This is a genomic window from Bacillus sp. ABP14, assembly GCF_001831375.1.
Lineage (GTDB): Bacteria > Bacillota > Bacilli > Bacillales > Bacillaceae_G > Bacillus_A > Bacillus_A paranthracis.
Genome location: NZ_CP017016.1, coordinates 5,126,203 through 5,141,367, shown reverse-complemented (window position 1 = coordinate 5,141,367; position 15,165 = coordinate 5,126,203). Strand labels below are relative to the sequence as shown.

Genomic DNA, 15,165 nt, shown 5'->3' with positions numbered 1-15,165 from the left:
AGGTGTCCCTCCTTTACTAAGATGGTAAAAGAATAAGGTTGCGCAACAAATGTACAACCTAAATAAATATAAAATGTATATTTATACGAAACGTATTTTAAAACCTAAAAACGTCGTTTGTATATGAGATAGGGTTTTCGACAAAAAAAGCAAATGTGGATAATCATTTACCCACATGTGATTAAAACTGTCCACATGTTATACACAAATTGTGGATAAGATAAAGATGTGGAAAACTTATTCAAAGTGAAAACACAACTATAATATCAAAAAAAAGTAGCTATAGCAATGAAATTAAGAAAGTTATCCACAAAATCAATACCTTGTGGAATAAACTTGTCCACAACACGATATACTGTGTAAAAGTACGAAAAGAGTTTGTGGATATAAAAAACAAGAAAAAATATTTATCCACAAGGAAATATAGCGTCTGTGAAAAAGTATGTGAATAGGTTCAAAATGAATATTTGATGAAAATTTCTAGAACCATTGACATTTTCCTAGTTGATTAACTATAATTTATAAGACTGTCTTTAACAGATATTCCTCAGGGAGGTGTCATATAATGAAAAGAACTTACCAACCAAATAAACGTAAGCGCAGCAAAGTACATGGTTTCCGCAGCCGTATGAGCACAGCGAACGGACGTAAAGTGCTAGCAGCTCGTCGTCGTAAAGGAAGAAAAGTATTATCTGCGTAGACCACTGATCGTTCAGTGGTCTTTTTTTCTAATAATAGTGAATTTCCGCTGATGAACTACAGGAGTGTCAATTGATATGAAGAAAAAACATCGTATAAAAAAGAATGATGAATTCCAGACGGTTTTTCAAAAAGGAAAATCGACTGCGAATCGTCAATTTGTTGTGTATCAACTAGATAAAGAAGAGCAGCCAAACTTTCGTATTGGCCTTTCTGTCAGCAAGAAAATAGGAAATGCAGTAGTGCGTAACCGAATTAAACGTATGATTCGCCAGTCGATCACAGAATTAAAAGATGAGATAGATTCTGGAAAAGATTTTGTTATAATAGCAAGGAAGCCTTGTGCAGAGATGACATATGAAGAATTGAAGAAAAGCTTAATTCATGTCTTTAAACGCTCTGGTATGAAAAGAATAAAAAAGTAGCGTAAGGAAATGAATTACACTATATACATACCGATACAAGGAGGAGTAGGCTTTGAAAAAGAAATTAGGTTTACTAGCCATGGTTGTTGCATTAATGGCGATTACTGCTGGCTGTAGTGAAGTAAATCAGCCAATTACACCAAAAAGCACTGGAATTTGGAATGAATACTTCGTATACCCGCTTTCTCAGTTAATTACGTATTTTGCCAACTTATTTGGTAGTAATTACGGTTTAGCGATTGTTGTTACAACTCTTATTATTCGTTTTGCATTATTACCATTAATGATTAAACAAACGAAGAGTACGAAAGCAATGCAAGCGTTACAACCAGAAATGGTGAAGTTAAAAGAGAAATATAGTTCTAAAGATCAAGCAACGCAGCAAAAACTACAACAAGAAATGATGCAGTTGTATCAAAAAAATGGTGTAAATCCATTAGCAGGATGTTTACCAATCTTTGTTCAGATGCCTATTTTATTCGCGTTTTACCATGCGATTATGAGAACATCAGAAATTAGTAAGCATACATTCTTATGGTTCGACTTAGGACAAGCAGATCCGTTATATATTTTACCGGTTGTTGCAGCAATTACGACATTTATTCAGCAAAAACTTGCTATGGCAGGAACTGCTGGTCAAAATCCGCAAATGGCAATGATGATTTGGTTAATGCCAATCATGATTTTAATCTTTGCAATTAACTTCCCAGCTGCATTATCACTTTACTGGGTTGTTGGTAATATCTTTGGTATCGCTCAAATGTACTTGATCAAAGGGCCGGAAATTAAGGCTAGTAAGGCAGGAGGATCAAGCAAGTGAGTATAATTACTGCTAAAGGACAAACAGTCGAGCTGGCAGTACAGGATGCTTTAAGGCAATTAAATGTTTCAAAAGACCGAGTATATATAAATATTATCGATGAGGGTAAGAGAGGGTTCTTAGGCTTATTTGGGAACCGACCTGCAGTAGTAGAAGTTGTATTGAAGAAAGATCCAATTCAAGAATGTGAAGAATATTTAAAAAATGTTATTCACGATATGGGTGTGGAAGCTGAGATTAGTAAAATTGTAAAAGGACGAGAAGTTGAATTTACAATTTACGGCGAAAATGTAGGTGTTTTAATTGGGAAAAGAGGAAACACCTTGAATTCTTTACAGTATTTAACAAAACTTGTGGCGAATCGTAATACGAAGCAGTACATTGGTATCACATTAGATGCTGAAAATTATCGTAGTAAAAGAAAAGCTACGTTAGAAGCACTTTCTTATCGATTAGCAAAACAAGTGGTAAGTACGAAAAAAAGAGTTGTATTGGAGCCTATGCCATCTTTTGAACGAAAGATTATCCACCAAGCATTATCTAATCATCAAAATATCATTACAACTTCTGAAGGAAAAGAACCACATCGACATGTTGTAATATCTTCCAAGTGACCGGTTACTCAATTGAGTGCCGGTTTTTTTGAGGGGAAAATAGGTGTGGATAACTAAAAACACTAAACTTATCCACTGTGAATAAGTTTAGTGTTTTTTACATGAGGACATAATAAAATGAGTTATTATTCTTTTGTAGATAGGTTCGTTATGGTATTCTAATAATTTAGTGAAGAAAATAATCATGTTGAAATAGAGATAAATAAGCAAGTGAGGTGAAAGGACATGGAATTTGATACAATTGCCGCGATTTCCACAGCGCTTGGAGAGGGTGCAATTGCCATTGTTCGAGTAAGTGGGGATGATGCGGTTGAAAAAGTTAATCGTATTTTTAAAGGGAAGGATTTAACAGAGGTTCCTTCTCATACAATTCATTATGGTCATATTGTTGATTTAGATACAAATCAGGTTATTGAAGAAGTAATGGTGTCCATTATGCGTGCACCAAGGACTTTTACACGTGAAAATATAGTAGAAATTAACTGTCATGGTGGACTTGTTTCGGTAAATAAAGTATTGCAGCTTATTTTAGCGCAAGGGGTAAGATTAGCGGAACCTGGTGAATTTACAAAACGTGCTTTTTTAAATGGCCGTATTGATTTATCACAAGCAGAAGCTGTTATGGACTTAATCCGTGCAAAAACAGATCGTGCAATGAACGTAGCGATTAATCAAATGGAGGGACGATTATCTAAATTAATCGGCCGTCTGCGTCAGGACATATTAGAAACGTTAGCTCATGTTGAGGTAAACATAGATTACCCGGAATATGATGATGTGGAAGAAATGACACATAATATTTTAATTGAGAAAGCTACACATGTTCGTGCTGAAATTGCAAAAATATTAGAAACATCAAAGCAAGGAAAGATTTTACGTGAAGGTATTGCTACTGCAATCATCGGTAGACCTAATGTTGGGAAATCATCGCTATTAAATAGTCTCGTTCAGGAGAAAAAGGCAATTGTAACTGATATTGCAGGAACAACTCGTGATGTTATTGAAGAGTACGTTAATGTGCGTGGTGTACCACTTAAACTTATAGATACGGCCGGAATTCGTGAAACAGAAGATGTTGTTGAACGAATTGGTGTAGAGCGTTCAAAAGAAATGATGAGTCAAGCTGATTTAGTGTTAGTTGTCGTTAATTATAGCGAAGCTTTAACGAATGAGGATGAAGATCTATTCCGTGCCGTACAAGGAAAAGATTTCATTGTTATTGTAAATAAGACAGATTTACCGCAAGCAATTGATATGGAACGTGTTATAGAATTGGCAGCGGGTAATCGTATTATTACAACGTCGTTAATTGAGGAACAGGGGATAGATGAGCTTGAAACGGCAATCGCTGATTTATTCTTTGAAGGAACAATTGATTCTGCAGATGTAACATATGTTTCTAACGCGAGACATATTGGATTATTAACACAAGCAGGAAAAACAATTGGAGATGCAATTGAGGCGATAGAAAATGGTGTTCCAATTGATATGGTGCAGATTGATTTAACAAGAACGTGGGAAATACTTGGTGAAATTACTGGTGACACCGTTCATGAAAGCTTAATTGACCAGTTGTTCTCTCAATTTTGTTTAGGAAAATAATATAGTGATGTTTCAGAAAGATAGAGATTATTAGGAGGAATAAACAATGGGATACAATGCCGGTTCATACGATGTCATAGTAATCGGTGCAGGTCATGCAGGATGTGAAGCTGGTCTTGCGGCAGCACGAATGGGCTCCAAAACATTAATGTTAACAATTAACTTAGATATGGTAGCGTTTATGCCATGTAACCCTTCTGTTGGTGGACCAGCAAAAGGGATTGTTGTTCGTGAAATTGATGCATTAGGCGGAGAAATGGGACGCAACATTGATAAAACGCATATTCAAATGCGTATGTTAAATACAGGTAAAGGGCCAGCTGTACGTGCACTTCGAGCACAAGCAGATAAGTTCTCTTACCAGCATGAATTAAAGAAAACAATTGAAGAAACACCAAACTTAACGTTGTTCCAAGGAATGGTAGAGCGTTTAATCGTTGAAGACGGCGAATGTAAAGGGGTAATTACGCAAGCTGGTGCTGAATATACAGCAAAGACAGTCGTAATTACGACTGGAACGTTTTTACGTGGTGAGATTATTATGGGAGATTTAAAATATTCGAGTGGTCCAAATAATCAACAACCATCTATTACTTTATCGGAACATTTAGAGGAGCTTGGATTTGATCTTGTTAGATTTAAAACAGGTACACCTCCGCGCGTAAATAGTAATACGATTGATTACAGTAAAACAGAAATTCAGCCAGGTGATGATAAGCCACGAGCTTTCTCTTTTGAAACGACAAAGTTTATTATGGATCAAATTCCATGTTGGTTAACGTATACGAGTACGGAAACACATCGTTTAATAGATGAAAACCTACATCGCTCAGCTATGTATTCTGGTATGATTAAGGGAACAGGTCCTAGATATTGTCCTTCAATTGAAGACAAGGTAGTAAGGTTTAATGATAAACCACGTCATCAAATTTTCTTAGAGCCAGAAGGACGTAACACACAAGAAGTGTACGTACAAGGTTTATCCACAAGCTTACCAGAAGACGTACAGCGTGATATGCTTAGAACAATCCCTGGTCTAGAAAATGTTGAAATGATGCGTACAGGTTATGCAATTGAATATGATGCAATTGTGCCAACGCAACTATGGCCAACACTTGAAACGAAAAAAATTAAAAATTTATATACAGCAGGACAAATTAACGGAACTTCTGGTTACGAAGAGGCGGCAGGACAAGGGCTTATGGCCGGAATTAATGCAGCATGTCGTTCTTTAGGTAAAAAAGAAGTGATTTTAGGTCGTGAGGATGCTTATATTGGTGTCTTAATTGATGATCTTGTAACGAAAGGTACGAATGAACCATATCGTTTATTAACGTCTCGTGCAGAGTATCGTCTATTATTACGCCATGATAATGCGGATCTTCGTTTAACTGAAATTGGTCATGAAATTGGATTAATTAAAGAAGAACGCTATGAGCGATTTACAAATAAAAAATTACAAATTGAACAGGAAAAGGAACGTTTAAGTAGCATTATTATTAAACCACGTCCTGAAGTTCAAGAATTAATTCGCAATATTGGTGGAAGTGAATTGAAAGATGGAATACGTGCAAGTGACTTATTACGTCGTCCAGAGATGACATATGAGCATATTCATCTTTTAGTACCAAGTGAAGTAGAATTAAGTGATGAAGTTACAGAACAAGTTGAAATTCAGATTAAGTACGAAGGATATATCGAAAAATCTTTACAGCAAGTAGAGCGTATGAAAAAGATGGAAAGTAAAAAAATTCCTGTCGATATTGATTATGATGCGATTTCTAGCCTTGCATCAGAAGCTAGACAGAAATTGAAAGATGTTCGTCCACTTTCAGTGGGGCAGGCTTCACGTATATCGGGCGTAAATCCAGCGGACATTTCCATTTTACTTGTGTATATTGAACAAGGAAAAATTGCGCGAGTATCGAACCAATAAATAGTAAGGAGATATTGTTAGATGAACATAGAACAATTTCAATCTATGCTAGAAGAGAAGGGTATCACCCTCTCTTCTAGACAGTTAGAGCAGTTCGAAATCTACTTCGAAACATTAGTAGAATGGAATGAAAAAATGAATTTAACGGCTATTACGGAAAAAGAGGAAGTATATTTAAAACACTTTTTTGATTCCATTACAGCTGCTTTTTATTACGATTTTTCAAAACCATTCTCAATTTGTGATGTTGGCGCAGGAGCTGGATTCCCAAGTATTCCTTTAAAAATCTGTTTCCCGCATTTAAAAGTGACGATTGTAGACTCATTGCAAAAACGTATTAATTTCTTAAATCATTTAGCACAAAAGTTGGAATTGAGTGACGTCGCGTTTTGTCATGATCGTGCTGAAACATTTGGAAAAAAAGAAGGTGTACGTGAAGCGTACGACATTGTAATGGCACGTGCAGTCGCACGTCTTTCAGTATTAAGTGAGCTGTGTTTACCACTTGTAAAAGTTGGGGGAACATTCATTGCAATGAAAGGTGCTGCAGCAAACGAAGAAATTGAAAATGGCAAGTATGCTTTAGAGGTGCTAGGCGGAGATTTAAAAGAAATGTCTACGTTCCAATTACCGTTTGAAGAAAGTGAACGTAATATTTTATTAATCGAGAAAAAGCGCAAGACACCAAAGAAATATCCACGCAAACCGGGAACACCCAATAAATTACCTATTGAAAAATAAATCTTATTAGACGTAAGATTAAATTATATAAATGAAAACGTAAATGTTTCATAGGAAACATTTTATGGAGAATAGTCAATAGGCCTAAAGGTGGTGGAATATGTATGAAAAATACGTTTTCTCGTTTATTTGGCTTTGGAGATAAAGAGAGCGAATTCGAATTACAAGACGAAAGCCATGAAGAAATAGATAAAAAGGTATATGAAGAAATACAAGAAATTCCGATAGTAAATATTACCCCTAACCGTTATCAACCACGAACAGTTTTTGATGACGCGCGTATTGAGGAACTAGCATTAACGATTCGTACACATGGACTTATTCAGCCAATTGTTGTGAGGCAATATGAGGATGATAAGTACGAGATTATTGCTGGAGAAAGGCGTTTCCGTGCAGCAACAAAGTTAGGGTGGGAAAAGGTTCCTGCAATTATAAAAAACTTAAATGATACAGAAACAGCTTCTGTGGCTTTAATTGAAAACTTGCAACGTGAGGAACTAACAGCAATCGAGGAAGCTGTGGCATATCAAAAGCTAATTGAGTTACATAATTTAACGCAAGAAGCATTGGCACAAAGACTCGGAAAAGGACAATCCACAATCGCAAATAAGTTGCGATTGTTAAAGTTGCCTGAAGAAATAAAAAATGCGTTATTAGAAAAAAGTATTACAGAACGCCATGCCCGTGCGCTCATCCCTTTAAAGAATGAGGAATTACAACTGAAGGTTTTACAGGAAATTGTGGAGAAACAATTGAATGTAAAGCAAACAGAGGAACGAATTGCGAAATTACTAGAGGAAGCAAAACCGAAGCGTAAGGCAAAGCAAAAAGCAGTAAGTCGAGATACGAGAATTGCCATGAATACAATTAGGCAGTCATTACAAATGGTTGCTGACAGTGGTTTAAATGTTAATTCTGAGGAAGAAGAGTTTGACGAGTACTATCAAATTACAATTCAAATTCCGAAGAAAAAATAATAATGGCGTGTTAGAGACCTGATCCTATTGGATAGGTCTCTTTTACTATATTTTCTTGTTAGATGAAGAAGGAGTTTACAAATAAATTTTGAAGTTTAATAAGGACGTAAAAGAAAAACTTTTATTTCATGTTACAATAAACGTAATTGTTACTAGAATAAGATAGAAAGGTTGAAAGTAGGTGACATCATGGGAAAAATCATTGCTATAGCCAATCAAAAGGGTGGCGTTGGAAAAACAACAACATCTGTTAATTTAGGGGCTGGATTGGCACAAGTAGGTAAAAAGGTCCTTCTTGTAGATATTGATGCTCAAGGAAATGCAACGACGGGTGTGGGAATTGAAAAATCCGAATTAGATCAATGTATTTACAATGTTCTTGTGGAAGATGCAGATGTTCAAGGGGTTATACAGAAAACCGCAACTGAAAACTTAGATGTTCTACCCGCTACAATTCAATTAGCAGGTGCTGAAATTGAATTGGTACCGACTATTTCCCGGGAAGTACGTTTGCAAAGGGCATTACAGCCAGTTCGTGATGAATATGATTATATTATTATCGACTGTCCCCCGTCCTTAGGGTTATTAACGATTAATGCATTAACTGCAGCAGATTCTGTTATTATTCCTGTTCAATGCGAATATTACGCACTAGAAGGGTTAAGTCAGCTATTAAATACAGTTCGACTTGTGCAAAAGCACTTAAATAAAAATCTAGCAATTCAAGGCGTATTGCTAACAATGTTAGATGCCCGTACAAATTTAGGGATTCAGGTTATAGATGAAGTGAAAAAATACTTTAGAGATAAAGTATACCGTTCGATTATCCCTCGTAATGTTCGCTTGAGTGAAGCACCAAGTCATGGGAAACCAATTATGCAGTATGACGCTAAATCAAGAGGGGCAGAAGTATATATAGATTTAGCAGAGGAAGTGATTGCAGGTGGCTAAAGGATTAGGAAGAGGAATCAATGTGTTTTTTCCTGATTTAGATGTGAAAGAAGAAGAGACAATTCAGGAGATTACGATAACTGAATTAAGACCGAATCCATATCAACCACGTAAACACTTTAATAAAGAGGCGATTCAGGAATTATCGGCCTCTATTAAAGAGCACGGCATATTACAACCATTGATTGCTAGAAAGAGTATTAAAGGATATGAAATTGTTGCAGGTGAAAGAAGATATCGTGCTGCTAAAGAGGCGGGACTCGAAAAAGTACCTGCCGTTGTAAGACAATTAAATGAACAGCAAATGATGGAGTTTGCATTGCTTGAAAACTTACAACGAGAAGATTTAAATCCAATGGAAGAAGCAATGGCATATCAAATGTTAATGAATGAGCTAAATGTGACGCAAGAACAATTAGCAAAACGTCTTGGTAAGAGTAGACCTTACATTGCAAACTATACGCGATTATTAAGCCTCCCTTCTTTTGTGCAAGATATGATTGCAAACGGTCAACTTTCAATGGCTCATGGGAGAACTTTACTTACGATAAAAGATGAAGAGCAGTTGAAATCTTTACTGAAACGAATTGAAAAAGAAGGATTAAATGTTCGTCAATTAGAGAAAATTGTTCAGGAGATTAATCAACGCGTTTCACGTGAAACAAAACAAGTAAAAAAAGAGAGAAACATATTTTTCGTAGAACGCGAAACGTTCTTAAGAGAAAAGTTTGGCACAGAGGTAAAAATTAAAGAAACAAAAAAGGAAAAAGGTAAAATCGAAATTGAATTTTTCAATAAAGAAGATTTAAATCGTATTTTAGAATTATTAGCGCAGCAAAACTAAAAAGCAAACCATCTTATTATTTATAGATGGTTTGCTTTTTTTAATACAGATAATTTTTGGTCTGTTTCTATTATGCTTTGTGCAATTACGTCAGCCATTTTCATAACTAAACTTAATCTTGTATTTTGCAGGACGAAAAACTCCATAAAACCATTTAGATTTACGATGCCATGAATATGTAAATCACCAACTGCTGGTAATTTCTTATTCATCGCAGCTCCAGGTTTACTAGGTCCCATTCCGGTAGTGATGGAACCGATATTTTGAGATTTTCCTAAACAAGCATCAACCGCAATTATAAATGAAGTAGGATTATCTTTCTGTATATTCTGAATTTTTTCTTCTAAATTTAGCGCATGTACTGGTTCATCTAGTGTGCCGAACACTTGGAAGTTTGTAATTCCTACTTGTTCTAGTTTCGTACCGACTAATGGCCCGAGTGCATCGCCTGTAGAACGATCTGTTCCGATACAAACGAGAATAATTGGTATATGAGTCTTAATAGGGATGTGGGAAAGTAAGAAGTTACTAATTGTCTCAGAGGCTTCTAAATCTTGGTGCATAACGTTTTGAGTTTCTTTTTCGAAAAAAGGTAAGCGAAAACTTCCAATATTCATGAAGCACCCATCCTTTTAATAAATTTTCAAAATATGTTATATGGTGAGTAAAATGGAAAACTATAAGTGCGTACTTGCTGTAAAACTTAAGTGAGAACGGAAATAATAGTACTAGTATATATATATTCGTTCCATTTTATACCTGCACGGAAGTTAATAAATGTAATTAAAGACATAAAATTTTTTCAGCAATTAGGAGACTTCTGATACAATAAGAAGGATAACTAAAAAGAAATTTTGGCTGGAGAGGTAGAGGTACATGGATTTATTAACGAAGTGGTTTAATGCTACGAGACAGTATTTATTAGATGCTGATCGTTGGGCTCATATTGGAATTGCGACATTAAAAATATGTATCATTTTAACAATTGGTGCAATTGTAGTACGAATTGCAAGAGCGGTTGTACGAAATGCGTTTCGCATGGGAAGTCGTTCTCCAATTCAAATTTCAGAACGTCGTACAGTTACAGTAGCAAAATTACTTGAGAATATTGTGGCATACGTTGTTATGTTTATTATGTTAATTGCGATTTTAGGTGTGTTCGATATTAATGCATCAGGTTTATTAGCCGGTGCTGGGGTAATTGGTTTAGCAGTCGGATTTGGTGCTCAAAGTTTAGTGAAAGATGTTATTACAGGATTATTTATCTTGCTAGAAGATCAATTTTCAGTAGGTGACTATGTAAGAATTGGGCAGTTTGAAGGTGTCGTTTTAGAAATTGGACTTCGTACAACAAAAGTAAAAAGTTGGACAGGTGAAATTCATACTTTACCAAATGGAAGTATTGTTCAAGTTACGAACTTCTCGGTAAGTAATAGTGTAGCATTTGTGGATGTATCTATTTCATATGAGGCGGATATTGCAAAAGCAGAGCAAGTCATTGAAGAGTTATTAGAGGAATTACCTGCAAAGTATGAACAAATGGTAACAACACCTCAGTTGTTAGGTGTACAAACATTAGCTGCTTCAGAAGTTATACTACGTGTTATTGCTGAAGTAGAGCCAATGCAACATGCAGTTATTGCAAGGGCACTTCGTAAAGAAATTAAAAATCGTCTAGATTTACATGGTATTGAAATTCCATATCCACGTATGGTTTTATATAATCGTGAAGAATTAGTGAGTGAAAAAGCAATTTAGTATGGAGAGGGGTTTGGAGAATGGAGCAAAAGCAGTATAACTTGTATGATGTTGTGGAAATGAAGAAAGCCCACCCATGTGGGGAGAATCGTTGGAAGATTATTCGTATGGGAATGGATATCCGCATTAAGTGCGAGGGATGTGACCATTCAGTAATGATTCCTCGAAGAGAGTTCGATCGTAAGGTAAAAAAAATACTTGTGAAGCACGAAGAATAGAGAGAAAGTAACAGTTGCAGTGGGTAGCTGTTACTTTTTTTCGTTTGGAGGAAACTTGTCATTTTTTTCGTTACTATCTATAATGATGAAAGATTGAGACATAGGAGTGAAAAATATGGGATTAACGGCTGGGATTGTTGGATTACCTAACGTAGGGAAGTCCACTTTATTTAATGCAATTACACAAGCAGGAGCAGAATCTGCAAACTATCCATTCTGTACAATTGATCCAAACGTAGGAATTGTAGAAGTACCAGATGAGCGTTTAAATAAATTAACGGAATTAGTAGAACCGAAAAAAACTGTTCCGACTGTATTTGAGTTTACTGATATTGCAGGTATCGTAAAAGGTGCTAGTAAAGGCGAAGGTTTAGGAAATAAATTCTTATCTCACATTCGCCAAGTAGATGCAATTTGCCAAGTTGTTCGTTGTTTTGAAGACGAAAATATTACGCACGTTTCAGGGAAAGTAGATCCAATTGATGATATTGAAACAATCAACCTAGAACTAATCTTAGCCGATTTAGAATCAGTTGATAAACGTATCGAACGTGTTGCGAAATTAGCAAGACAAAAAGATAAAGAAGCAGTATATGAACATGAAATTTTAGTACGTTTAAAAGAAGCTTTCGAAGAGGGAAAACCAGCTCGTACCGTTGAATTTACAGAAGAGCAAATGAAGATTGTGAAAGGTCTTCATTTATTGACAACGAAAGAAATGTTATACGTAGCAAACGTAAGCGAGGACGATGTAATCGATCCTTCTGAAAACAAATACGTACAAATGGTAAAAGAATTTGCTGCAAATGAAAATTCTCAAGTAATTGTTGTATGTGCAAAAATCGAATCAGAAATCGCTGAGTTAGACGAAGAAGAGAAAAAGGTATTCCTTGAAGAACTAGGCATTGAAGAATCTGGTTTAGATCAATTAATTCGTGCTGCATATGATTTATTAGGACTTGCTACTTATTTCACAGCTGGTGTACAAGAAGTACGTGCATGGACATTCAAACAAGGTATGAAAGCACCACAATGTGCTGGTGTAATTCATACAGACTTTGAGCGTGGATTTATTCGTGCAGAAACAGTTTCTTACGAAGACTTAATGACAAACGGTTCTATGACAGCTGCAAAAGAAGCTGGTAAAGTTCGTTTAGAAGGAAAAGAGTATATCGTAAAAGACGGAGATGTTATGCACTTCCGTTTCAACGTTTAATTTAATATTTCCTAGGAAAAATAAAGATATGAGCTTGGCAAATATATTATATGTTTGCCAAGTTTTTTATGTATGGGTGAGTTGATTCATCTAACTTACTATGATATAATCTAAACTCGTGAGTAATTACTAAAAATTAATTGCTCCTTGCCCATTATGGGCCGTTTAGACCAAAAGGAGGTGAAAGTGTAATGAGAAAGTACGAAATTATGTACATCATTCGTCCTGGCGTTGAAGAAGAAGCTCAAAAAGCTTTAGTTGAACGTTTTGCAGGTGTTTTAACAAACAATGGTGCAGAAATCATTAACACGAAAGAGTGGGGTAAGCGTCGTTTAGCTTACGAAATCAACGACTTACGTGAAGGTTTCTACATGATCTTAAACGTGAAATCTAACGCAGAAGCGATTAACGAATTCGACCGTTTAGCTAAGATCAACGAAGACATCCTTCGTCATATCGTTGTTAAAGAAGAAGAAAAATAATTGATATATAAGGGAGAGTGGTTCGATTGATGAATCGTGTTATCCTCGTTGGTCGTTTAACTAAGGACCCTGACTTACGTTACACGCCCAATGGTGTTGCAGTAGCTACTTTTACGTTAGCTGTGAATCGCGCATTTGCCAATCAACAAGGTGAGCGTGAAGCTGACTTTATTAATTGTGTTATATGGCGTAAACAAGCAGAAAACGTAGCAAATTATTTGAAAAAAGGTAGCTTAGCAGGCGTAGATGGGCGTCTTCAAACTCGTAATTACGAGGGACAAGATGGTAAACGTGTATACGTAACAGAAGTTCTTGCGGAAAGCGTACAATTTTTAGAGCCGCGTAATGGCGGTGGGGAGCAACGCGGTTCATTTAATCAGCAACCATCAGGAGCTGGTTTCGGTAACCAAGGCTCTAACCCATTTGGTCAATCTAGTAATTCAGGTAACCAAGGTAACTCTGGATTTACGAAGAATGACGATCCATTTTCAAATGTAGGTCAACCGATCGACATTTCCGACGACGATTTACCGTTCTAATACAGTAAATTTGTTAGTTTTAACAAAGAATGGAGGGAAATAGACATGGCAGGACGCAAAGGTGGACGTGCGAAACGTCGTAAGGTGTGTTTCTTCACAGCTAACGGCATCACTCGCATCGATTATAAAGATGTTGATTTATTAAAACGTTTCGTTTCTGAGCGTGGTAAAATTTTACCTCGTCGTGTAACAGGAACAAGCGCAAAATACCAACGCAAACTTACAGTTGCAATTAAACGTGCTCGTCAAATGGCACTTTTACCATATGTTGGTGAATAATAGCGTATGAAATGCACAGTAGAGTCGGACTCTACTGTGCATTTTGCTATGCTTTTCTTTTTTGAAAGAGAGGTTAAAATGTGAAGCAAGCGAGATTTATTACTGAAGGAGCCGCGTTGTTGGCTATATATGTAATGTTATTGTTTATATCTATGTATGTTCCGATTTTAGGTACAGTTGTAACGTTTGCGTTGCCGTTGCCATTTATATTGTTAACGATAAGATATAAATTATCGAATGTATTTGTAATTTTTACGGCTGCATTTTTAATTGCTGTTTTTGTAAGTCAGCCGATAGGTCTAGTAAAGACGGTCGTATTTGGGTTGATGGGTATTGTTTTAGGGTGCATGTATAAAAAACAAAGAAAGCCATTGGAGATTTTAATAACCGGTTCACTTGCATACTTAATCAGTATTATGCTAATTTATGTTGCCAGTATAAAGTTTTTTAACATAGATTTTATAAAGCAAATACAAAATATGTTTAATAAAAGCATAGTGCAAAGTGAAAAGATAGCAAGTGTTGCCGGTATGCCGATTAGTAAAGAGCAAAAAGAGTTATTTGTACAAATGAATGATATATTACAAGCGGTATTCCCGAGTATACTTGTGATGGTTTCTGTATGTCTTTCTTGGATTACCATAATAATATCAGGTAGTGCTTTAAGAAAGCTAAAGCATGATGTTATACCTTGGCCTAAGTTCAAAGATATACAATTACCAAAGAGTATTGTTTGGTATTACGTTATATTTATTTTGCTATCAACTTTTATAAAAGTAGAACCGACATCATATTTACATATGGTATTTTCTAACCTATATGTCATATTTGCTTTATTACTAGTGCTGCAAGGCCTGACGTTTATCACTTTTTTAGCGCATAGCAAAGGTTTTACGAAAGGGGTTCCTATTATTAGTTTTATCGCCTGCATGTTTATCCCGATGCTGTTTCCTCTTGTGACAATCTTAGGTATAATTGATTTAGGGATTTCATTGCGTTCTAAAATAGGAGGATAAAATAATATTCCTTATACTATTTTAATCTGTATTACTAACTGGAAGATA

Annotated in this window: 18 protein-coding genes; 17 read left to right on the top strand and 1 reads right to left on the bottom strand. The window is 35.8% G+C overall.

The window, feature by feature from the left end; translation table 11 throughout:
* Positions 1–565 precede the first annotated feature (565 nt).
* The 10 genes from rpmH (at position 566) to spo0J (ending at position 9,609) form a co-directional block, all read left to right on the top strand.
* Positions 566–700 (top strand): 50S ribosomal protein L34, encoded by a 135-nt coding sequence (rpmH, locus tag BGI23_RS26785; protein ID WP_000831901.1) that lies wholly within the window; start codon positions 566–568, stop codon positions 698–700.
* Positions 701–776: 76 nt separating this feature from the next.
* A complete protein-coding gene (rnpA, locus tag BGI23_RS26780; protein WP_000726629.1) occupies positions 777–1,124 on the top strand; it encodes a ribonuclease P protein component in 348 nt (115 codons plus the stop codon).
* A 52-nt stretch (positions 1,125–1,176) separates the two neighbouring features.
* The gene (spoIIIJ, locus tag BGI23_RS26775) at positions 1,177–1,944 is read left to right on the top strand and encodes a YidC family membrane integrase SpoIIIJ (RefSeq protein WP_000727745.1); all 768 of its coding nucleotides are present in this window, start codon (positions 1,177–1,179) and stop codon (positions 1,942–1,944) included.
* Positions 1,941–2,558 (top strand): RNA-binding cell elongation regulator Jag/EloR, encoded by a 618-nt coding sequence (gene jag, locus BGI23_RS26770; protein WP_000022810.1) that lies wholly within the window; start codon positions 1,941–1,943, stop codon positions 2,556–2,558. The genes spoIIIJ and jag overlap by 4 nt, the downstream gene beginning before the upstream one ends.
* Before the next feature lie 225 nt (positions 2,559–2,783).
* Entirely contained in the window at positions 2,784–4,160 is a 1,377-nt protein-coding gene (gene mnmE, locus BGI23_RS26765; RefSeq protein ID WP_000393772.1) for a tRNA uridine-5-carboxymethylaminomethyl(34) synthesis GTPase MnmE, read from the top strand.
* A gap of 46 nt (positions 4,161–4,206) precedes the next feature.
* Entirely contained in the window at positions 4,207–6,096 is a 1,890-nt protein-coding gene (mnmG, locus tag BGI23_RS26760; RefSeq protein WP_000541033.1) for a tRNA uridine-5-carboxymethylaminomethyl(34) synthesis enzyme MnmG, read from the top strand.
* Between the two features lie 21 nt (positions 6,097–6,117).
* Positions 6,118–6,837 carry a 16S rRNA (guanine(527)-N(7))-methyltransferase RsmG gene (gene rsmG, locus BGI23_RS26755; protein ID WP_001019621.1) on the top strand — a complete coding sequence of 240 codons (720 nt, stop codon included), beginning with the start codon at positions 6,118–6,120 and terminating at the stop codon, positions 6,835–6,837.
* A 104-nt stretch (positions 6,838–6,941) separates the two neighbouring features.
* Positions 6,942–7,814, top strand: coding sequence for a nucleoid occlusion protein (gene noc, locus BGI23_RS26750; RefSeq protein WP_000799023.1), 873 nt, complete (start codon positions 6,942–6,944; stop codon positions 7,812–7,814).
* 189 nt (positions 7,815–8,003) lie between these two features.
* On the top strand, positions 8,004–8,765 hold the full coding sequence (gene soj / locus BGI23_RS26745; RefSeq protein ID WP_000516114.1) for a sporulation initiation inhibitor protein Soj: 762 nt from the start codon (positions 8,004–8,006) through the stop codon (positions 8,763–8,765).
* Positions 8,758–9,609, top strand: a complete 852-nt coding sequence (gene spo0J, locus BGI23_RS26740) for a stage 0 sporulation protein Spo0J (RefSeq protein ID WP_001051838.1) — start codon at positions 8,758–8,760, stop codon at positions 9,607–9,609. The genes soj and spo0J overlap by 8 nt, the downstream gene beginning before the upstream one ends.
* A gap of 20 nt (positions 9,610–9,629) precedes the next feature.
* On the opposite strand, the gene yyaC is transcribed toward spo0J, so the two are convergent.
* On the bottom strand, positions 9,630–10,226 hold the full coding sequence (gene yyaC, locus BGI23_RS26735; protein WP_001020728.1) for a spore protease YyaC: 597 nt from the start codon (positions 10,224–10,226) through the stop codon (positions 9,630–9,632).
* A gap of 259 nt (positions 10,227–10,485) precedes the next feature.
* On the opposite strand from yyaC, the gene BGI23_RS26730 reads away from it, so the two are divergent.
* The 7 genes from BGI23_RS26730 to BGI23_RS26700 all read left to right on the top strand — a co-directional run bounded on the left by BGI23_RS26730 (position 10,486) and on the right by BGI23_RS26700 (position 15,117).
* Entirely contained in the window at positions 10,486–11,367 is an 882-nt protein-coding gene (locus BGI23_RS26730; RefSeq protein WP_000365107.1) for a mechanosensitive ion channel family protein, read from the top strand.
* A 20-nt stretch (positions 11,368–11,387) separates the two neighbouring features.
* Positions 11,388–11,585, top strand: coding sequence for a DUF951 domain-containing protein (locus BGI23_RS26725; protein ID WP_000436051.1), 198 nt, complete (start codon positions 11,388–11,390; stop codon positions 11,583–11,585).
* A gap of 115 nt (positions 11,586–11,700) precedes the next feature.
* Positions 11,701–12,801 carry a redox-regulated ATPase YchF gene (gene ychF / locus BGI23_RS26720; RefSeq protein WP_000524669.1) on the top strand — a complete coding sequence of 367 codons (1,101 nt, stop codon included), beginning with the start codon at positions 11,701–11,703 and terminating at the stop codon, positions 12,799–12,801.
* Between the two features lie 191 nt (positions 12,802–12,992).
* A complete protein-coding gene (gene rpsF / locus BGI23_RS26715; protein WP_001233778.1) occupies positions 12,993–13,283 on the top strand; it encodes a 30S ribosomal protein S6 in 291 nt (96 codons plus the stop codon).
* A 26-nt stretch (positions 13,284–13,309) separates the two neighbouring features.
* Positions 13,310–13,822 carry a single-stranded DNA-binding protein gene (gene ssb / locus BGI23_RS26710; RefSeq protein ID WP_000981966.1) on the top strand — a complete coding sequence of 171 codons (513 nt, stop codon included), beginning with the start codon at positions 13,310–13,312 and terminating at the stop codon, positions 13,820–13,822.
* Between the two features lie 45 nt (positions 13,823–13,867).
* Entirely contained in the window at positions 13,868–14,101 is a 234-nt protein-coding gene (rpsR, locus tag BGI23_RS26705) for a 30S ribosomal protein S18 (protein ID WP_000918873.1), read from the top strand.
* An 80-nt stretch (positions 14,102–14,181) separates the two neighbouring features.
* Complete coding sequence (locus tag BGI23_RS26700) at positions 14,182–15,117, top strand: YybS family protein (protein WP_000806428.1); 936 nt, start codon at positions 14,182–14,184, stop codon at positions 15,115–15,117.
* The last annotated feature ends 48 nt before the right edge of the window (positions 15,118–15,165 follow it).

Excerpts from the sequence above, each read along its gene's own strand:
- rpmH (WP_000831901.1), top strand. The coding sequence starts at position 566 with ATGAAAAGAACTTACCAACCAAATAAACGTAAGCGCAGCAAAGTACAT.
- rnpA (WP_000726629.1), top strand. The coding sequence starts at position 777 with ATGAAGAAAAAACATCGTATAAAAAAGAATGATGAATTCCAGACGGTT.
- mnmE (WP_000393772.1), top strand. The coding sequence starts at position 2,784 with ATGGAATTTGATACAATTGCCGCGATTTCCACAGCGCTTGGAGAGGGT.
- mnmG (WP_000541033.1), top strand. The coding sequence starts at position 4,207 with ATGGGATACAATGCCGGTTCATACGATGTCATAGTAATCGGTGCAGGT.
- rsmG (WP_001019621.1), top strand. The coding sequence starts at position 6,118 with ATGAACATAGAACAATTTCAATCTATGCTAGAAGAGAAGGGTATCACC.
- noc (WP_000799023.1), top strand. The coding sequence starts at position 6,942 with ATGAAAAATACGTTTTCTCGTTTATTTGGCTTTGGAGATAAAGAGAGC.
- soj (WP_000516114.1), top strand. The coding sequence starts at position 8,004 with ATGGGAAAAATCATTGCTATAGCCAATCAAAAGGGTGGCGTTGGAAAA.
- yyaC (WP_001020728.1), bottom strand. The coding sequence starts at position 10,226 with ATGAATATTGGAAGTTTTCGCTTACCTTTTTTCGAAAAAGAAACTCAA.
- BGI23_RS26730 (WP_000365107.1), top strand. The coding sequence starts at position 10,486 with ATGGATTTATTAACGAAGTGGTTTAATGCTACGAGACAGTATTTATTA.
- BGI23_RS26725 (WP_000436051.1), top strand. The coding sequence starts at position 11,388 with ATGGAGCAAAAGCAGTATAACTTGTATGATGTTGTGGAAATGAAGAAA.
- ychF (WP_000524669.1), top strand. The coding sequence starts at position 11,701 with ATGGGATTAACGGCTGGGATTGTTGGATTACCTAACGTAGGGAAGTCC.
- rpsF (WP_001233778.1), top strand. The coding sequence starts at position 12,993 with ATGAGAAAGTACGAAATTATGTACATCATTCGTCCTGGCGTTGAAGAA.
- rpsR (WP_000918873.1), top strand. The coding sequence starts at position 13,868 with ATGGCAGGACGCAAAGGTGGACGTGCGAAACGTCGTAAGGTGTGTTTC.